Annotated in this window: 11 protein-coding genes; 8 read left to right on the top strand and 3 right to left on the bottom strand. The window is 71.0% G+C overall.

All coding sequences use genetic code 11. The annotated features are described in order from the left end of the window. Positions 1-6: 6 nt before the first annotated feature. Both ACFC0Z_RS25275 and ACFC0Z_RS25270 read right to left on the bottom strand, forming a co-directional pair. Positions 7-1,944, bottom strand: coding sequence for an AAA family ATPase (locus ACFC0Z_RS25275; protein ID WP_376442117.1), 1,938 nt, complete (start codon positions 1,942-1,944; stop codon positions 7-9). A 310-nt stretch (positions 1,945-2,254) separates the two neighbouring features. After that, entirely contained in the window at positions 2,255-2,884 is a 630-nt protein-coding gene (locus ACFC0Z_RS25270; protein ID WP_376442114.1) for a uridine kinase, read from the bottom strand. 215 nt (positions 2,885-3,099) lie between these two features. Between ACFC0Z_RS25270 and ACFC0Z_RS25265 the strand changes: the two genes are divergently transcribed. The 7 genes from ACFC0Z_RS25265 to ACFC0Z_RS25235 all read left to right on the top strand — a co-directional run bounded on the left by ACFC0Z_RS25265 (position 3,100) and on the right by ACFC0Z_RS25235 (position 18,450). Further along, complete coding sequence (locus ACFC0Z_RS25265; protein ID WP_376442111.1) at positions 3,100-4,497, top strand: peptidase C39 family protein; 1,398 nt, start codon at positions 3,100-3,102, stop codon at positions 4,495-4,497. 202 nt (positions 4,498-4,699) lie between these two features. Beyond that, complete coding sequence (locus tag ACFC0Z_RS25260) at positions 4,700-13,519, top strand: SpvB/TcaC N-terminal domain-containing protein (protein ID WP_376442108.1); 8,820 nt, start codon at positions 4,700-4,702, stop codon at positions 13,517-13,519. Positions 13,520-13,660: 141 nt separating this feature from the next. Further along, on the top strand, positions 13,661-14,104 hold the full coding sequence (locus ACFC0Z_RS25255) for a hypothetical protein (protein WP_376442105.1): 444 nt from the start codon (positions 13,661-13,663) through the stop codon (positions 14,102-14,104). Positions 14,105-14,320: 216 nt separating this feature from the next. Further along, positions 14,321-14,470: an SCO1431 family membrane protein gene (locus ACFC0Z_RS25250; protein WP_376442102.1), complete on the top strand. Its 150-nt coding sequence runs from the start codon at positions 14,321-14,323 to the stop codon at positions 14,468-14,470. 57 nt (positions 14,471-14,527) lie between these two features. Continuing rightward, positions 14,528-15,736: an acyl-CoA dehydrogenase family protein gene (locus ACFC0Z_RS25245; RefSeq protein ID WP_376442100.1), complete on the top strand. Its 1,209-nt coding sequence runs from the start codon at positions 14,528-14,530 to the stop codon at positions 15,734-15,736. Positions 15,737-16,208: 472 nt separating this feature from the next. After that, positions 16,209-17,345, top strand: a complete 1,137-nt coding sequence (locus tag ACFC0Z_RS25240) for a hypothetical protein (RefSeq protein WP_376442097.1) — start codon at positions 16,209-16,211, stop codon at positions 17,343-17,345. 10 nt (positions 17,346-17,355) lie between these two features. Then, entirely contained in the window at positions 17,356-18,450 is a 1,095-nt protein-coding gene (locus ACFC0Z_RS25235; protein ID WP_376442095.1) for a phosphotransferase family protein, read from the top strand. A 77-nt stretch (positions 18,451-18,527) separates the two neighbouring features. Here the strand turns inward: ACFC0Z_RS25235 and ACFC0Z_RS25230 are convergent, their stop codons facing one another. Then, the gene (locus tag ACFC0Z_RS25230; RefSeq protein WP_376442092.1) at positions 18,528-18,896 is read right to left on the bottom strand and encodes a hypothetical protein; all 369 of its coding nucleotides are present in this window, start codon (positions 18,894-18,896) and stop codon (positions 18,528-18,530) included. A gap of 225 nt (positions 18,897-19,121) precedes the next feature. On the opposite strand from ACFC0Z_RS25230, the gene ACFC0Z_RS25225 reads away from it, so the two are divergent. After that, positions 19,122-19,562: an Lrp/AsnC family transcriptional regulator gene (locus ACFC0Z_RS25225; protein ID WP_017242178.1), complete on the top strand. Its 441-nt coding sequence runs from the start codon at positions 19,122-19,124 to the stop codon at positions 19,560-19,562. Positions 19,563-19,585 lie beyond the last annotated feature (23 nt).

The following is a 19,585-nucleotide window of genomic DNA, read 5'->3' as shown; positions in this document are numbered from 1 at the left end:
GGAGTTCTAGTAGCCGGGGGGTTCCTGCTGAGGGCCGCGGTCGACCGGACCGCGGCCCGACAGCACCTCCCCGTACGCCTGCATGAGGTCGGCGAGCCGGAGCGTGGCCAGGTCGTCCCGGGTCGGCGTGCCCGGGTAGCCGGAGAGCCGCAGGTCGCGGTACGCGCAGGACTTCTCGTACAGCGTCCGCAGGAAACGGCCGTTGCCGAGCTCGTCGATCCAGCCCTGCTCGACGACGTGCCCGGCGATCGAGCGCAGCTCCTCCACCGCCTCCTCGTCCCAGCCGTCCCCGTTGGCGGCCGCCAGGACCTCGCCGATCGAGGTGAGTTCGAGCGGGCGGTACGAGGGGAAGTCGACCCGCGTCGTGAAGCGCGAGGAGAGCCCCGGGTTGGTGGTGAGCAGCCGGTCCATCCCCTCCGGGTAGCCGGCCAGGATGACCACGAGGTGGTCGCGGTTGTCCTCGGCCCGTTTGAGGAGCACCTGGAGGGCCTCGTCGCCGTACGCGTCGCCCTTGCTGTAGCCCGTGTTGGAGAGCGCGTACGCCTCGTCGACGAAGAGCACCCCGCCGAGCGCCGAGTCGATGAGCTCGTTCGCCTTCACCGCCGTCTGGCCCAGGAACTCGCCCACGAGGTCTGCCCGTTGCGCCTCCACGAGGTGGTCGCCGCCGAGCAGTCCCAGGGCGTAGAAGACCCGGCCCAGGATCCGGGCGACCGTGGTCTTCCCGGTGCCGGAGGGGCCGGAGAAGACGAAGTGGCGTTTGGGCGGCTGGACCGGAAGCCCCTGGTCCGCGCGGAGCCGCGCCATCTCCAACTGCGCGGAGAGCGCCTTGACCTGGCGTTTCACCGGATCGAGCCCGACCATCCCCTCCAGCTCGGCGAGCGCCTCGGCGAGCAGGACGGGGTCGGTGGGACCGGCGGGGAAACGCGGCGGCCCGGCCTGGTGGGGGAGTGCCGACTTGTGCCGGGCGGTCTCGGTCGGCGGAACGGTCGGGAGCGGCGGTACGGGAAGGGGCGCGCCCGGTTCCGGCGCGAGCCGCAGCCCGTCGCCCTCGCCGTCCCCCGCGGCGTCCGCAGTCTCCGTACCCGTTCCCCCGCCGGGCGTGCCCGCCCCGCCGCCCGTCGAGCCCAGGGCGACCGTCGCGAGGCCGGACGGGTCGTCCACGCCCTCGTACCCCTCGAAGCCGTCGTACTCGGCGATGGCCGCGAGCCGCGCGGCCGTGTCCATGAACGCGGGGTCGACCCGGTGGACGGCCCGGTAGAGAGGCAGGGCGGCGGCGCTGCGCCCGGTGCCCTCGTGGGCGCGGGCGAGCCAGTAGCGGAGCTCCTTGCGCTGCGGCTGCTCGCTGCGACAGCGCATCAGCGAGGCGGAGAGCAGGGGTTCGGCCTGCCCGTACATCTCCAGGCGGACCCGGGCCATGCCGCCGAAGAGGCCGGCCTCGATGCCGAGGAGCGGGTCGTCGACGAGGGTCTCGGTGTGCCGGACGAGCTGGTCCCAGTCCTTGACCAGGTAGGCGCGGCAGGCGTGCAGGAAGCGGACCTGAGGGTCGGTGTCGACCGGCGGGAGCCCGGCGAGCGCCCGGTCGAGTTCCGGTACGTGCCGGCCGTCGAGCCAGTGGGAGGCGTGCGCGAGGAGCAGGTCGCGGGGGCTCTCCAGGACGGGCTGGACCCACCACCCGAGCCAGTACCAGGAGTTCAGCGTGCGGCGGTGCCGGGCCCGCTGCTCGCCGAAGCGCTCCCGGTTGCGGTACATGCGCAGGAGGGCGGTCGTGGTGTCGACCCGGAGCGCGTGCAGCCCGAGCCAGGCGTCCGCCATTCCGGGATCGATCCGAACCGCGGTCCTGAACTCGTCCTCCGCCTGCGGATAGGCGCCCATGGTGTAGGCGTCGATGCCGCGCAGCCAGGCGAGTTCGGCCGGGGCCTGCGAGCCCTGCGTGCCGATGTCCATCGGGTCCCCCACAACCGTCTTCGCATGGACGGGATTTGACCGCACCTGCGGGCATCGTACCTGCGCAGGGGGTGCGCGCTTAAGGAGAAGGACATGATCCGGAAGCGGTGACCGTGGGTGATCACGAAGGGGCCCGGAGTGGCCCCGGAAGGGGGCCCGGAGGGCAGAACGAAGCCCCCGATCACGGGGGAACGACCGGGGGCTTCGTGTCTGCGGCGGCCCCGAAAAGCCGCACATTGAGAACGTAAGACCTGTACGCCCCTGGGGTCAAGCGGAGTTGAGGCACTTGCGGAAGCGGACTTCCACCTCCTCAGATCACCGAGGAAGGTCGGTCACCCTCCGTGATGATCTGGTCCTGGCCCGCTGCCACAGCGGGCCCTGGAAGCCAGTCGTACCCCTCGCGAACCTCCCGTACCAAGGTGTCCGCGAAGGGCCGCGAGGGGTCCTCGGCGAAGTGGCGAGTCTCCGCCACGGTCCATCCGTCCCAGAACGCGGACTGCTCCGGACCGTCCCGGTGCCGCCCCCGGACCCAGGACGCCTCGGCCGCGCGCTCCATCCACAACAGCCGCGCCAGGAACGGCCGTACCGCCGCGCGGCCCGCGCCGACGCCCTCGACGAGGACGACGGGGGCGGCGGGCAGCGGTACGGGCTCCCCGAAGCGCCGCCCGACCCAGTCGTACGGGCGGAAGAGCGCCGTCTCGCCCCGTGAGAAGGGGTCCAGGACCTGCCGCCGCAGCCGGCCGGTCCACGCGAAGAGCTCCTCGTGGGTGGCGAGGTCGTCGAGGTGGAGGACGGGGGCGCCGCCGAGCGCCTCGGAGAGGCGGGAGGCGAGAGTGGACTTGCCGGACCCCGCGTGGCCGTCGACGGCGACGAGCCGGACCGGTCCGCAGGAGGGCGGCAGGCGGCGCAGGGCGTGGGCCGCGCGGTCGAGGTCGGTCATGACCTCAGGGTAGGCGAGCGGCTCCCGGCGCAGGTCAGAGAGGTGACACCGCCACCGGTCGAGACCAATATTGGTAGGCCGACGCGGGGCGAAGTGCTGGCGGAGGGCGGGCGGGAGCGGCGATAGTGGGCCGCGCGGCCCGGCCCGTACCGTCGTGCCGGCCGCCGTCCTCGCGCACTGCCGCCCGATCGCCGACGACCGAGGGGGTCACGCCCATGACCAGCTCCACCCCGCGCAGAACCGTCCTCGCCGCGGCACTGGCGGCGGCGGCCGGAGCGGTGACGTCCGGCCAGGCAGCGGCCTACGGACCCGCCGTACCTGCCGCGCCCGAAGCGCCCGAAGCGCCCGCCGTACCCGAGGCGCCCCCCGTACCCGCCCCGTCAGCCCTGGTGGACAACCGCTTCTGGTCGACGTTCGCGGACTGGAGGTCCGGCGAGGCCGCCGGCACACGGCCGGTCGCGGGCCGCCGCCCCGGTCTGGTCGTCGAGGCCCCCCAGGGCCGTACCGAGTACGCCGACCCGCACACCGGCAGGTCCACGTCGTGGGAGTACGCGAGCTGGACCTCCCCGCTCCAGGCGCCGGCCGTACCGGCCACGGAGGTCATCGCCTCCTGGAACGCGGACACGCCGCCCGGCACCTGGCTCCAGGTCGAGCTGACCGGCACCTACTCCGACGGGACGGCGACGCCCTGGTACGTCCTGGGCCGCTGGGCCTCCGGTGACGGCGACATCCGGCGGACGTCGGTCGACGGCCAGGGCGACGGCAAGAGCTCGGTGTGGACCGACACGTTCGCGATCGACGACGCGTCGAGCGGCCTCCGCCTGACCGCGTACCGGCTGCGCCTCACGCTCTACCGCACCCCGGGCAGCGGCCTCACGCCCACGGTGTGGCGGGTCGGAGCCATGGCCTCCGACATCCCGGACCGCTTCACGGTCCCGGCGTCCACGCCGGGCCGGGCCGGCGAGCTGATCGTCCCGCGCTACTCGCAGAACACCCACGTGGGCCAGTACCCGGAGTACGACAACGGCGGCGAGGCCTGGTGCAGCCCCACCTCGTCCCAGATGATCGTCGAGTACTGGGACCGCGTCCCCACCGCCGAACAGCTCGCCTGGGTGAACCCGTCCTTCGCCGACCCCCAGGTCTGCCACGCGGCCCGGTTCACCTACGACCACCAGTACGAGGGCTGCGGCAACTGGCCCTTCAACGCCGCCTACGCGGCGACGTACCCCGGCATGAACGCGATCGTCACCCGCCTCACGTCCCTCACGGAACTCGAAGCCCTGATCCGCGCGGGCGTCCCCGTCATCACCTCCCAGTCCTTCCGCAAGGAGGAGCTGACCGGCGCGGGCTACGGCACCTCGGGCCACCTCATGACCGTCATCGGCTTCACCGAGGACGGCGACGTCATCGCCAACGACCCGGCCTCCCCGAGCAACGAGGCCGTCCGCCGGGTGTACCGGCGCCGGGAGTGGGAGAACATCTGGCTCCGCACCAAGCGGTACGACGCGAACGGCAAGGTCAGGGGCGGTACGGGCGGGGTCTGCTACCTCTACTGGCCCGAGGAGCCGGGGCCGGGGCGGCAGCGGGTGCTGCGGGCGCTCGGGCTGGCGTGAGCGGGTAGGTCAACTCCCTTCGGCCGTGGGTGACATGGCCGAAGGACGTTGTCCGGAAAGCCTGTACGAGCGATCCCGTCCTTGAACTACCGTTTGGTAGCCAACAGGGGGGCGGGGTCGTCGTACGACCGTGCCCGGCGACGTCCGGACGTACGGGGGCTCTTGCGTGTCTGTCCAGCGAGTGGTGCGTAGACGGGCGGGCATGACCGTCCTCCTGGCCATGGTCCTCACCGTGTCCGGGGTGAACCCGCCCGAGCAGCTGCGCAGCACCGCCGCCGCGTCGGCGCCGGACGCCGGGTCGGCGGTCACCGGGCCCGAGGGGCCGGAGGGAACGTCCTTCAACCCGAACCAGATCAAGGACATCAAGGCGGCCGACCCCGGCTCCGGCGTCCACCTCGTCGAGGCGCCCTCGGCGAACAACAGCGGCGACGCGCGGCTCTCCTACCCGCTGGAGGTGCCGAAGGGCCGCGCGGGCCTGGAACCCGCCCTCGCCCTCGCGTACAACTCCTCGGGCCCCAACGGATGGCTCGGCACCGGGTGGGACCTCTCCACCCCCATGGTCACGGTCGACACGCGGTGGGGCGTGCCGCGCTACGACGCCGGTCTGGAGACCGAGACCTACCTCCTCGACGGCGAGCAGCTGACCCCGGTGGCGCACCGGGGCGCGTTGCGGCCGCGTACCGCGGAGAAGGTGTTCCACACCCGGGTGGAGGGCCGGTTCGACCGGATCGTGCGCCACGGCGACAGCCCCGCCACCTACTGGTGGGAGGTCACCGACAAGCAGGGCGTCCGCACGCTCTTCGGCGGCACGGCCGACAGCACGCTCGCCGACGGCAAGGGGCGCGTCGCCGCCTGGGCGGCGCGCGAGATCCGCGACGGCAACGACAACGTCATGCGCTACCGGTACGCCAAGGTGACCGACGGCGGTACGGCGGGGTCCACGGTGCCGGGCAGCGAGCTGTACCCGCAGAAGATCACGTACACCGGCCGCGGTGACACGGACGGCCGGTACTCGGTGACGTTCGTCCGGGACCGCGAGCGCGGCGAACCCCGCCGGGCGGACGTGCGGATCGACGCCAAGTACGGGTTCAAGAAGGTCACCGCCGATCTGCTGCGGCGCGTCGAGGTGAAGCTCGACGACCAGCTGATCCGCGCCTACGAGCTGAACTACCGGACCGGTGCGTTCGCCAAGACGCTGCTCGCCTCGGTCTCGCAGTTCGGCGCGACCAACCAGCTGTTCAACACCCACACGTTCGACTACTTCGACGACGTGCGCGACCAGTCGGGCGCCTACAACGCCTTCGCCGACGCGGCGGGTTGGTCGGTGCCGGACGACGACCTCGGGGTGAACATCCGCGAGGGCGAGGCCAGCGCGATCTCGGCGAACACGTCGGCGAGCTTCGGCGCGCACCTCTACGCGGGCTACAACGTGCAGGGGCTGACCACGAAGGAAGGTTCCGTCGGTCTGAAGGTCGGGTTCAACGCGGGCCAGTCCGACGGCCTGTCGACGCTGACCGACGTGAACGGCGACAACCTGCCGGACAAGGTCTTCCGCAAGAACGACGGCGTGTACTACCGGCCCAACCTGGCCGGCCCCGGCGGCGCGCCGAAGTTCGGCGACACCCCGGTCAGGCTCCCGAACCTGCCGGGCATCTCGACCGAACGCTCGCTCTCCGGGACCATCGGCATCGAGTCGTACGTCCTCACCACCTCGGCCCAGCTGGACTTCGTCGGCACCACGACCACCTCGGACCGCTTCTTCAGCGACGTCAACGGTGACGGCATAGCCGACCTGGTGAACAACGGCGGCGTGCTGTTCGGCTACCTGGACGCGCAGGGAAAGCCCGCCTACAGCGCGGACTCCGGCCGCACCCCCGTACCGGTCGGAGGCGGCGAGGTCACCGGCGAGATCGTCGGTGACCAGACCGCGCAGTTCAACCAGCAGGTGGACAACTCGCCGCTGCTCGACACCGTCCGCCGCTGGGTCGCGCCGTTCGACGGCAACGTCACGGTGGACGGCGGCGTCCAGCTCACCCAGGACCCCTCCCCGGAACGGGCGGCCTACACCAAGGCCGACGGCGTGCGCGTCACCATCCAGCACAAGGACGCCGAACTCTGGGCGCAGCGGATCGGCCCCGACGACCACTCCGTGTTCACCCCGGGCAACGTGGCCTCGATTCCGGTGAAGAAGGGCGACGCCCTCTACTTCCGCACCCAGTCCGTCCTGGACGGCAAGTACGACACCGTGGCCTGGGACCCGGCGGTCACCTACACCGGTCTGCCGGCCGGGACGGACGCGAACGGGCTGCCGACCACCGTGTTCCGGGCGTCCGACGACTTCACCTTCGGCGGCCGTCCGTCCGTGGTGACCGTGCCGGTGACCGGCACGCTGCGGCTCACCGGTGACGTGGTCAAGTCCAGGGCGACCTCGGACGACGTGACCGTCGTGATCGAGAAGGGCAACGGCGTCCACACCCCCGCCGAGGTGTACCGCAAGGTCCTGCCCGCGGCCTCGACGGGCACCACCGCGATCGACCTGAGCATCCCGGTCAGCACCTTCGAGAAGATGTCGTGGAAGCTGAGGACCGACTCCCCGATCGACCCCTCCGCCGTGAGCTGGACGCCGAAGGCGCACTACACGGCCGCGCAGGGAGTCGAGTCGCTCGTCGACTCCAAGGGCGACCCCTCGCTGGTGATCACCCCGCCGTACGACATGACGATGTTCCCGGCGGACACGCTCACCGCGCCGCAGCAGTCCTACAAGGCGACGAAGACCGGCCAGCTGAAGGTGCGGCCGAAGGTGTCCCTCAACTTCGGGCTGCTCGGTGACGCCAAGATCGCGATGACGGTCAAGAAGCGCGGCGGGCAGCTGCTCGGCAAGCGGATCTTCCAGGCCAAGGACACCTTCTTCGGCGCCACGAACCTGGACCTGACGGTGCCGGTCACCGCGGGCGACGACCTGTACATCGACTACTCGACACCGGAGACCGGGCTGCTCGCCCAGGTCGTCGAGCAGTCCGCCCAGGTCACCTACGACGTGACCTCGGCCTGGCCGACGTTCGCACCGGCCCCGAGCGCCATGCACGGATCGGTCGGGCAGGGCGCCTTCGCCCAGCCGTACCGGGGCTGGGGCGTGATCGGCTACCAGGGGAACCGGGACCGCGCGACCCAGCCGCTCAAGCAGGCCGAACTCACGCTGGACCAGAGCTTCAAGGACGCGCTCCCCAAGGAGCCCAAGGAGGCGGACGTCGCCCCGTTCGCCGCGAACCCCCGGCTCTCCATGCCGCGCCTCGCGGTCTTCGCCCCCATTCCCGCCAAGGGCGGCTGGGCCGCGCAGGACGAGTCCTCCTGGGTCACCCCCGAGATGGCGACGAGCTCCCGCCTGGGCGCGGACACCATCGACATCGTCACCGACGCCGACGTGAAGGGCGACCGGACGGTGATGCGCCGGGGGGTCACCGGCCAGGTGTCGGCCACCCTCGCGGCCGGCCCGTTCGGCGGCACCGTGGTCGGCGGCATCACGGCGGGCTCGGTCGACTACCTCGACCTCAACGGCGACGGCTACCCCGACGTCGTGGGCGCCAAGGAGATCCAGTTCTCCGACATGACCGGCGCCCTCGGAGCCACCCGCGGCACCCTCGGGGGCAACGTCCGCGAGGCGGACAACGTCTCCGGCAACGTGTCGTACTCGGCCGGCAGCGAGACCGCCACCATCGCCAGCGCCCTCGGCATGTCCGCGCCCGACGCCGGGACCAGCGCCAACACCGCCTCCACCGGGGCCGTCCAGCCCTCGCTCGGCATCGGCGGGAGCCTCGGCGGCGGCGAGTCCGACGTCCGCGTCGACCTCATGGACATCAACGGCGACGGACTGCCGGACAAGGTCTTCGCCAACGGCGACGTCCAGCTGAACCTCGGCTACTCCTTCGCCGCCCGCGAACCCTGGCCCGCCGGCCCCATCAACGACGCCTCCACCCGCAACGTCGGCGTCAACCTCGGCTTCAACGTCGACCGGTACGGCTTCGCCGGCGGCCTCTCGGCCGAGCTGGGAACCTCGTACACCAGCGCGAGCATGGCCGACGTCAACGGAGACGGCCTCGTCGACCGGGTCTTCACCGACGGAGCCAACCCGCTCAAGGTCGCTGTCAACACCGGCACCGGCTTCACCGCGCCCGCCCCCTTCCGGGGCAGCTTCCCCGAGATCGCCGTCGACAAGAACGCCAGCCTCGGCGGAGGCGTCTACTTCACCGTCGGCCTGCCGACCCCCGTCGGCGTCTTCGTCTTCAACCCGGGCGTCAACGTGTCCACCGGCATCAGCCGCGCCGAGACGAGCCTGCGGGACGTCAACGGCGACGGCCTCGCCGACCACCTCAAGTCCACCCGGGACGACCAGCTCCTCGTGGCGGTCAACAAGACCGGCCGCACCAACCTGCTCCGCTCGGTCAGCCGGCCGATGGGCGCCCGCATCGACCTGGACTACACCCGGACGGGCAACACCGCCGACATGCAGGAGAGCCGCTGGGTGCTCTCCCGCACCTCCGTCTTCGACGGGTTCGCGGGCGACGGCGCCGACACGCGCCTGACCACCTTCCGCTACGAGCAGGGCCGTTACGACCGTCTCGAACGCGAGTTCCTGGGCTTCGGGCGCGTCGTCACGGAGGACCGCGACCCCGGCGCGAACGACGCGACGCGCCGCTCGGTGACCGACGAGTTCCGCACCGACGGATACGCGAGCCGGGGCCTGCTCGCCCGCTCCCTGACCGAGGACGGCGCCGGACGCCCGTACCGCGAGACCCGGAACACGTACCGGCTCGTCGACACCTCCACGGGCCAGGAGGCCGACCCCAAGAGCGGGACCGCGACCGTCTTCCCGCAGCTCACCCGCACCGAGCAGAAGGAGTACGAGGGAGCGGCCGAGGCGGGCGGCTCCACCTTCACCGACTTCTCCTACGACGAGTACGGCAACGTCGTCCGCGCCTTCGACGCCGGCGACGAGGGCACGGGCGACGACGTGGAGAACCTCTTCTCCTACACCGGCGCCGACGCGCGGTGCCGCGACCGCAACCTCGTCGGCCTCGCCCGAGAGGTACGGCAGAAGGCCGGCGCCACCGGCGCGCTCCTGCGCCACCGCGAAAGCACCGTCGACTGCGCGACCGGCGCCGTGAGCCAGGTGCGCGAGTACCTCGACGAGGACACCGCGGCCGTCTCCGACCTCACGTACCACCCGGACGGGAACCTGGCATCGGTCACCGGACCGGCCAACGCCAGGGGGCAGCGCTACAAGCTGGAGTACGGCTACGACACCACCGTCGGCGTCCACATCGAGTCCATCGAGGACAGCTTCGGCTACCGCTCGTCCACGGCCTACGACCTCAAGTACGGGCAGCCGGAGCGGAACACCGACCAGAACGGCCAGCCGCTGCGGATGTCGTACGACGACTTCGGCCGGCTCGCGACGGTGACCGGGCCGTACGAGAAGGACGGCGACCGGGCCACGATCACCTTCGGCTACCACCCCGAGGCGACCGTCCCGTACGCCACCACCCAGCACCTCGACCGCGCCGCCTCGGGCGTCCGCGAGGACACCATCGACACCGTCACCTTCACCGACGGCCTCCGGCGCGTCCTCCAGACCAAGAAGGACGCCTCGGTGGCGGCCTCGCCCGGGGCCGCGCCGGCCCAGGTGATGACGGTCTCCGGGCGGCTGAGGTTCGACCACCTCGGCCGGGTCGTGGAGAAGTACTACCCGGTCACCGAGACCAAGGGGGCCGCGAACACCACGTTCAACGCCTCCTTCGACTCCGTGGCCCCCACGAAGGAGACCTTCGACGTCCTGGACCGCTCGGTCAGGACCGTGCAGCCGGACGGCGTCACCACCAGCACCGCCTACGGCTTCGGCCGGGACCGGGCGGACACGACCCGCTTCGAGCGGACGGCGACCGACGGCAACGGCAAGGTCCTGCGCACCTACACCGACATCCGGGGCGCCACGACCTCGGTGAAGGAGCTCAACGGCACCACGGCGATCTGGACCGGTTACGCGTACGACCCCCTGGGCCAGATCACGACGGTCACCGACGACAAGAACAACGTGACGCGCGCCGGTTACGACGCGCTGGGACGCCGGATCTCCTTCGAGAGCCCCGACGCCGGGCGCTCCGAGACCCGCTACGACCTCGCCGGCAACGTCACCTCGAAGATCACCGCGAACCTGCGGGCGGCGCAGAAGGCCGTCGCGTACGAGTACGACTACTCGCGGCTGAAGGCCATCCGCTACCCGACGTTCCCGGAGAACGACGTCACCTACGTGTACGGCGCCCCCGGGGCCCCGGACAACGCGGCCTCGCGCGTCACCGAGGTCCACGACGCGGGCGGGACGGTGAAGCGCGCGTACGGGGCGCTGGGCGAGGTGACCGCCGAGACCCGCACGATCACCGCCGTCCGCGACGCCCCCCGCACCTACACCACCGCCTGGCGCTACGACGCCTTCAACCGCGTGCTCCAGATGACCTATCCGGACGGCGAGGTCCTGACCTACGACTACGACTCGGGCGGCCAGGTCGGCCGCGCCACCGGAACCAAGAACGGCACCGACTACACGTACCTGGACCGCGTCGACTACGACAAGTTCGGCCAGAAGATCCTCCAGCAGACCGGCAACGGCGTGCGGACCACGTACGCGTACGACGCCGAGGACCGGCGCCTCGGCGCGCTGAAGTCGGTGGCGCCGAGCGGGACGGCCTTCCAGAACCTGGGCTACACCTACGACAAGATCGGCAACGTCACCTCACTGGCGAACGACGCGCCGCAGGGCGGGGAGATCGGCGGCCCGAGCAGCCAGACGTACGGGTACGACGACCAGTACCGGCTGACCTCGGCGTCCGGGCGGTACACGGACAAGAACAACGCGGTCAACACGTACAGCCTCAGCCTGGGCTACGACTCGATCCACAACACGACGAGCAAGACCCAGACCCACGAGGTGACGGGCGGCACCCCGGCGTTCCCGACAGGGGGAGGCGGAGCCGGCCCGATCGAACCGGTCGACGACCCGTCGAACCCGGCCGACGTCCAGGACCGCACCACCTACACGTACGGGTACGCGTACGACGGCACCCGCCCGCACGCCCCGACCAAGGTCGGCCCCGTCACCCACGCCTACGACGCCAACGGCAACCTGACCAGCACGGTCAACACGGCCGCCTCGGACAGGCGCCGGCAGTACGTCTGGGACGAGGAGAACCGCCTCGTCTGCAACCAGGACACCGCGACCGGCACCCTCACCCAGGACCCGAGCGGCTGCGCCGCGGCCACCGTCTCCTACGTCTACGACGACAAGGGCGACCGGGTCGTCAAGCGCAGCGAGGACGGACTCTCCCTCTACCCGAACCGGTACTACAGCGAACGCGACGCCACCGGCTACAAACACGTCTTCGTCGGCGACAGCCGGGTGACGACCAAGACGGTCGCGACCACCGGACCCGAGGACGCCCAGCAGTTCTTCCACGCCGACCACATCGGCTCCTCCGGCTACGTCACCGACAAGCAGGGCAAGGTCACGGAACACCTGGAGTACTTCCCGTACGGGGAGACGTGGGTGGAGGAACGGACCGGCGGAACGGACACCCCCTACCAGTTCACCGGCAAGGAACTCGACGCCGAAACCGGCCTCTACTACTACGGAGCCCGCTACTACAACCCCAGGACCCAACTCTGGGCCAGCCCCGACCCGGTCCTGCCCGACTACCTCGACGGCGCCATGGCGGGCGGCATCACCGAACCCCGCAACCTCGCCGCGTACACCTACGCCCACAACAACCCGGTCATCCTGATGGACCCGACCGGCAAATGGCCCAAGATGCCGTCGTGGAAGACGATCGGCCACACGGCACTCGACGTGGCCGGCATGGTCCCGGTCGTCGGCGAGGCGGCGGACCTGGCCAACGCGGGCTGGTACGCGGCCGAAGGCGACGCCCTCAACGCCGGCCTCTCCCTCGCCTCGGCCGTCCCCGGCGCCGGCTACGCGGCGAACGTCGCGAAGTACGGCAACAAGGTCGTCGACGCGGCCCAGGCGGCGAAGGCCGCGAACAACGCGGGCGACGCGGCGACGGTGGCGAAGGCGGCGGACACACCCCCGGTCCCGAAGGCAGCGGACGCGGCACCGGCACCGAAGCCGGCGGACAGCGGGGGAGGCAGCTGTGCCACCACGGGCAACAGCTTCACCCCGGACACCCCGGTGGCGATGGCCGACGGCACCTACAAGCCCATAGCCCTGGTACGCGAGGGCGACGAGGTCACGGCGACCGACCCGACAACGGGCGAGACGGGCCCGAGGACCGTGACCGCGCTCATCACGGGCGAGGGCGAGAAGAACCTGGTCGAGATCACGGTGACCACCCCGGGCGCCGAAACGGGCAAGGTCGTGGCAACGGCCAACCACCCGTTCTGGGCCCCGGCCCTGGGCAAGTGGCTGTACGCCAAGGAACTCCTCCCCGGAACACTCCTGCAGACCGGAACCGGCACGTACGCCCAGGTAAGCGCGGTCCGCGCGTGGACCCAGCACCAGCGGGTCAACAACCTCACGGTCGCCGACCTGCATACGTATTACGTGCTGGCGGGTGCTGTGCCGGTACTCGTTCACAATTGCGGAACGGGCCCCCGGGATGGTTCGGGTCTGAGCTCGGACGGACTCATGTCGAAGGCGGAGGGCCTTCGAGACGAGTATGCCGGAGAAATGGCCGGTCTCTCGAACAGTAAAAGGCCGGCGACTGTCACTGCCGGATACAATACGGAGACCGGGCAGTATGCCGCAGGCGCGTCGTCAAAGGGTGTTTGTGCGGAGACCTGTGTGGTAAACCAGCTCGGTGGTGACCCATCGAAGATTGTCTTCACTTCCGCAGTCAGGCCTCGGACCGGGGAGCCGATCAATATATGCGTCTCATGTGAAGGTCAGTTCGGTCGCGCCGGTTTCCAGGGGAAGGGTACAGTGTTCGATTCGGACGTGTTGAGAGTCTTCGACAAATGATGCTTGCGGATGACTGGGGGCGATGTGGACCTTGAGCTGAGACGGCATCCCTGGGAATCCCTGCAGGGAGTTTCCGGGGATGCCCGTGCCCTCGGGGGTGCCGTCCGGGACCTTGCCCGTGCCGACAGTCGTGAGGATGCGGTGGAGGCTGCGCACCGAGTGCAGCGGGTGGTGTTCGCGCAAGGAATTCTCTGTGAGGCCTCCGCTGCCCTGGCGTCGAGTCTCGTGCATTGCCTTTGGCGCTCCTCGAAATATGCCGAGGATCTCATCCTGGGTATTCTCTCGGACATCTCGGCCGCCGTGGTGAGCGAGGGTGATCCGGGTGTCTACGGCCCGGTATCCGAAGAGGAGTGCATGAAGGAGATCTGCCTGGGCTATCCGGCCTACGTCGAGATCCTTGAATCCGGTGAAACGACGGACTCTCGTACGGCATGTATCGACCTCATTCTTATGTGCGGGCTGTTCAGTGGTGATCTGAGGTCCCGATCCATCTATTTCCTGGAGAGCGTTCAAGGGCTGCCCGCGCTTGAGGGGTGTCAGACTCTCATCGCGGCCTCGATCGACGAACTGCGGGAAGCGGGCTGATCTTCTCAGGGTGTCCGGAATTCGCCGATCGCGAGGAATGCGTCGAAGATCAGGCGCGTGGTGTCCGGCACAGTCGAGGCCGTCAAGATTGCCGAGGGGACTGTCTTGGGGCCCCTGGCGCAAGGGACTTGAGGATCCGGAGGGCGGCCGGACGGTCCTGGGGGAGTGACGGACATCGCTACCTCGGAGGCGGGTCCGTGCCGCAGTGTGGACGCCATGACCGCAACCACCTACACCCGCCTCCTCACCCGCATCCGCACCGGCGGCCCCCGCGACGGCGACGGCCCCAAGATCCTTGAGCACGTGCTCGGCTGGACCCTCGTCGTCGTGCTCGCCGTGTTCGTGACCCGGGCCGGACTCATGTGATCCCTCCGTGACGAACGGGCATACTCCTCGCGAATCCGGCAGGGAGGAGAGCCCGTCATGTCCGAGCGCAGTGGGGAGCGGCGGCTGCCCAGTGGCGAGGCGCGGGAGCTGCTCGCTCTCGTGAGGGAGATCGCCCGGCGCGAGATCGCTCCGCGTGCCGCCGAGGAGGAGGCCGCCGGGCGCTTCCCCCGGGACACGTTCGCCCTGCTGTCCCGCGCGGGGCTCCTCGGACTCCCGTACGACCCCGCGTACGGCGGCGGAGGTCAGCCCTACGAGGTCTACCTCCAGGTCCTGGAGGAGCTCGCCGCCGCCCGTCTCACTGTGGGGCTCGGCGTCAGCGTGCACACGCTGTCCTGTCATGCTCTTGCCGCCTTCGGTACCGAAGAGCAGCGCGCCGCGCACCTGCCCGCCATGCTCGGCGGCGGGCTCCTCGGGGCGTACTGCCTCTCCGAGTCCTCGGCCGGTTCCGACGCCGCCGCCCTGCGGACCCGCGCCGTGCGGGACGGGGACGAGTGGGTCATCGACGGGGACAAGGCCTGGATCACGCACGGCGGTGTCGCCGACTTCTGTACCGTCATGGCGCGGACCGGTGCCGGCGGGGCCCGGGGGATCACCGCCTTTCTCGTGCCCGGCGACGCCCCGGGACTCAGCGCCGCCCCACCCGAGCGCAAGATGGGGATGAAGGGCTCGCCCACCGCCCAGCTCCGTTTCGACGGGGTACGTGTCCCCGACGCGCGCCGTCTCGGCGACGAGGGGCAGGGGTTCGCCATCGCGCTCGCCGCACTCGACTCGGGGCGGCTCGGCATCGCCGCGTGTGCCGTCGGGCTCGCCCGGGCGGCGCTCGACGAGGCGGTGGCGTACGCACGGGAGCGGCGCCAGTTCGGGCGGCCGATCGCCGACTTCCAGGGGCTCCGCTTCCTGCTCGCCGACATGGCGACGCTCGTGGAGGCGGGGCGGGCGCTCTGTCTGGAGGCGGCGCGGCTCCGCGACGAGGGGCGGGATTTCGGGCGCGCGGCGGCGATGGCGAAGCTCTTCTGCTCGGACGCCGCCATGAAGGTCACGACCGACGCGGTGCAGGTGCTCGGCGGGTACGGGTACACCGCGGACTTTCCCGTGGAGCGTTATCTGCGCGAGGCGAAGGTGCTCCAGATCGTCGAGGGGACCAATCAGATCCAGCGGATCGTCATCGCGCGTCACCTTGTCGGACCGGAGTCTCCCGGACCGGAGTCTCCCGGACCGGAGTCCCTCGGACCAGAGTCCCGCTGACCCGTACCGTCCGGTCCGCCCAGACCGGTCCCGCGGCCAGCCGGTTCCATTCCTGGTCCCGGTGGCCGGGCAGGGTCCGGCCCTGGCTCGCCCAGAGGGCGAGGACGTCCTGGTAGATGGGCGGGTCGGGGAGGACGGGGACGGGTACGGGTGCGGGCGGAAGGGGTTGAGGAACCGATTCTTCAGCGTCCGGTTCGGCCTGCCGGTGCCGGCCGTATCCGCTGGGAGTCGTGTACAGCGTGGTCATGCACGGACCAACGCGCCTCCGGCGGCCCCGGTCACCGCCCCGCGGACTCGATCGGGAGTTCGGTCTTTACCCGCCGCCCGGGCCGCGTCCGGGCCGCGTCCGGCGTGCCGTCCGTGCCGCGCCCGGGCTGCGCCGGTACCCCGTGCACGGATCTGGTCCCCCGACCTTCATCTGACGTACCGTCAGATCAACTTCGCGGAAGCCCCGCCGATCAGGAGGTCACCCATGCCGGAGAACCGGCACGCCGACGACCGGCCCGTCGCCCTCGACGAATACCCGGTGCACCAGGCCCCGCTGTCGATGAAGCACCACGTCAGCGGCGACCGGAACGCCTACGACCGCTGCATCTTCCACGTCTTCGACCACTCCGGCCGGGCCCTGCTCATCGCCGGCCTCGGCGTCTACCCCAACGCCGGCGTCGTCGACGCCTACGCCACCCTGCGCGTCGGGGACGTCCTGCACGCCGTCCGCGCCTCCGACGCCCTCGGCGACGACCGGACGAACCTCTCCGTCGGCCCGCTCACCATCACCGTCGACGAACCCCTCAAGCGGCTGAGCCTCCGCTGCGAGGCCGCCCCCGACGACGCCGACGGGCTCTCCTTCGAGCTCACCTGGACCGGCGACTTCCCCGCCGTCTGGGAGCCCCACCACACCCAGCGCCACGGCGGCCGCCTCACCCTCGAAGGCCGCCGCTTCGTCCAGGCGGGACGCTGCACCGGCACGATCAGGGCCGGCGGCGAGGAGTTCGCGGTCACCGAGGGGGAGTGGACCGGAACCCGCGACCGCAGCTGGGGCGTTCGCCCGATTCCCGGCGAAGAGCCCGGCCGCAAGGACGAGTTCCGGCCCGAGGGCTTCCACTGGCTCTGGATCCCGATGCGTTTCGAGGACCGCTTCCTCATGGTCATCGCCCAGGAGGACGCCGACGGCTACCGCACTCTCAACGAGGCCCTGCTCGTGCGGAACGGCCACCGCGACACCCAACTCGGCTGGCCCCGCACCGACATCACGTACCGCCCCGGCACCCGCGACCCCCGGCGCGCCGTCGTGCACGTCACCGACCCCGCCGGGAAGCCCCTGGAGATCGGTGTCGAGATCCTCGCCAGCTCGCCGCTCGCCGTCGGCGCCGGATACCCGCCCGCCACCGACTGGCAGCACGGCACCTGGCAGGGGCGCGGCTGGACCGACCGGCGCGTGTACGACCTCTCCGACCCGTCCGCGCACCCCATGGCCGCGTACGGCGTGACCGACCACGCCGCCCGCTTCACCCTGGACGGACAGACCGGGTACGGCATCTTCGAGCACGGCTCCTTCGGCCGCCACGACCCGAGCGGCTTCGCCGACTACACCTCGACCGCGACCTGAGGAGACCGACGTGGCCACGGCACCCCGACCCCGCACCACCACCCGCGAACCCGAGGAGCTCGCGCGGCGGCTCACCGTCTGGCTCGACCGGCACCTGCCCGGGGCCCGGGTCACCGACCTGGCGGTCCCCGGCTCCAACGGCATGTCGAGCGAGACCCTGCTCTTCGACCTGGACCACCCCGACGCCCCCGTTCGCGGCTGCGCCCTGCGGCTGGCCGCCGACCCGGCCGCGTACACCATCTTCCCCGTCTACGACATGGCCAGGCAGCACCGCGTGATGCGCCTGGTGGGCGAGCACACCGACATCCCCGTGCCGCGCGTGCTCTGGCTGGAAGAGGACCCCGAACCGCTCGGCGCGCCGTTCTTCGTCATGGCCCGCGCCGAGGGGCGCGTACCGCCGGACGTCATGCCCTACACGTACGAGGGGAACTGGCTGCACTCCGCGACGGACGCCGAACGCGACCGTCTGGAGGCCGAGTCCGTCTCCGTCCTGGCCAGACTGCACGACCAGTTCCCGGCGAAGGAGGCGGAGTTCCTGCTGCCCGACGGGCCGGGGACACCGCTGCGCCGGCACGTCGACGCGCAACGCGCCTACTACTCCTGGGTGGTGGACGGCCTCCCGTCCTCGCCGCTCATCGAGTCGGCCTTCGACTGGCTGGAGGCGCACTGGCCGGCGGACGAGGGCCCCGCCGTCCTCGGCTGGGGCGACGCCCGCATCGGCAACATCGTCTACGACGGGTTCACGCCGGCCGCCGTCCTGGACTGGGAGATGGCGGCCTGCGTCCCGCGCGAGGTCGACCTCGGCTGGAGCGTCTACCTCCACCGCTTCTTCCAGGACCTGACCGTGAGCTTCGGCCAGCCCGGCCTGCCCGACTTCCTGCGCCGCGACGCGATCGAGCGGCGCTACGCGGACCTGACCGGGCACACCCCGCGCGACATGGAGTTCCACACCCTGTACGCGGCGCTGCGGCACGCGATCGTGATGCTCAGAGTCGCGTACCGGCAGGCCCACTTCGGAGAGGTGGAAGTGCCGGCGGACCCGGACGGCCTGATCCTGCACCACGCCACGCTGGCGGCCATGGTGCAGGGCAGGTACTGGGAGTAGGGGGCAGGACGCCCCCAGGGGCCGGGCGCGCGGCGGGAGGTCCCGTGCGGGATCCCGTACGAGGTCCCGTACGTCCCTTACGCCGCGCGGCGCAGCTGGCCGACGCGCAGCGGGCGCGAGCCCGGACCGCCGACGTGCGAGAACGGCTGCTTCCGCCAGTCGAGCCCCTGGGGGAGCGTCAGGAGCAGCGCGGTGTCCTGCTCCTGGACCTCCAGGGTGTCGTCCGCCGCGGGGGCCTCGGAGGCCGCGGTTCCCGTCCCCTGGCAGACCGTGAGGACGAAGGGGTTCCACGGCGTCGGGCAGAGCGCGTGCTCCGGCAGGACGTCCTCGTCGGCGAGCAGCGCGATGGGCTGCTCGCACGCCGGGCAGACGACCCGGAACATCTCAAAGGTGTCGTACGCGTCGAGCTCGTCGGACGTGTCGACGGAATCAGCAGACTCCTGCATGGAGAATCTCCCCCTCGGATGGGTCGGCCGGATCTGTGCGGCCTCGACCACAGCAAGCCCTTCCCCGGCCGAACTCCGCGTAACCGCTTGCCGGTACCTGGTGTTCGGCGCAAACCTGTGGCGTTCGTCACATGCCCGGCGCAGGTGCCCCGTGATCGCCCATAGCGGTCCATACGGGTCCGCCCCGGCTGTTCCCCGGAGCCTTCGGCGCACTAGGGTCACCGCATGGAGGAGCTGGATCGTCAGATCGTCGAGTTGCTCGTCAAGGACGGGCGCATGAGCTACACCGACCTGGGCAAGGCCACGGGCCTGTCCACCTCGGCTGTGCATCAGCGCGTCCGCCGGCTCGAGCAGCGGGGTGTCATCCGCGGTTATGCCGCCGTCGTCGACCCTGAGGCCGTGGGTCTGCCGCTCACCGCCTTCATCTCGGTCAAACCCTTCGACCCGAGCGCCCCCGACGACACCCCCGACCGGCTCGCCGACATCCCCGAGATCGAGGCCTGCCACAGCGTCGCCGGTGACGAGAACTACATCCTCAAGGTGAGGGTCGCCACGCCGCTGGAGCTGGAGCACCTGCTCAGCCGCATCCGCTCCCAGGCCGGGGTCTCCAGCCGGACGACCGTCGTCCTCTCCACCCCGTACGAGGCCAGGCCGCCGCGCATCTGACGCCGCCGGACAGGCCCTAGCGG

The sequence above is a fragment of the Streptomyces sp. NPDC056144 genome, from assembly GCF_042264145.1.
In the GTDB taxonomy this organism is placed as follows: Bacteria; Actinomycetota; Actinomycetes; order Streptomycetales; family Streptomycetaceae; genus Streptomyces.
The sequence above is the reverse complement of the archived record's forward strand: the minus strand, read 5'-3'. Positions and strand labels throughout refer to the sequence as shown.

Bases quoted from the DNA above. Each gene is read 5' to 3' on its own strand.
- ACFC0Z_RS25275 (WP_376442117.1), bottom strand. From the start codon at position 1,944: ATGGACATCGGCACGCAGGGCTCGCAGGCCCCGGCCGAACTCGCCTGG.
- ACFC0Z_RS25270 (WP_376442114.1), bottom strand. From the start codon at position 2,884: ATGACCGACCTCGACCGCGCGGCCCACGCCCTGCGCCGCCTGCCGCCC.
- ACFC0Z_RS25265 (WP_376442111.1), top strand. From the start codon at position 3,100: ATGACCAGCTCCACCCCGCGCAGAACCGTCCTCGCCGCGGCACTGGCG.
- ACFC0Z_RS25260 (WP_376442108.1), top strand. From the start codon at position 4,700: ATGACCGTCCTCCTGGCCATGGTCCTCACCGTGTCCGGGGTGAACCCG.
- ACFC0Z_RS25250 (WP_376442102.1), top strand. From the start codon at position 14,321: ATGACCGCAACCACCTACACCCGCCTCCTCACCCGCATCCGCACCGGC.
- ACFC0Z_RS25245 (WP_376442100.1), top strand. From the start codon at position 14,528: ATGTCCGAGCGCAGTGGGGAGCGGCGGCTGCCCAGTGGCGAGGCGCGG.
- ACFC0Z_RS25240 (WP_376442097.1), top strand. From the start codon at position 16,209: ATGCCGGAGAACCGGCACGCCGACGACCGGCCCGTCGCCCTCGACGAA.
- ACFC0Z_RS25230 (WP_376442092.1), bottom strand. From the start codon at position 18,896: ATGCAGGAGTCTGCTGATTCCGTCGACACGTCCGACGAGCTCGACGCG.
- ACFC0Z_RS25225 (WP_017242178.1), top strand. From the start codon at position 19,122: ATGGAGGAGCTGGATCGTCAGATCGTCGAGTTGCTCGTCAAGGACGGG.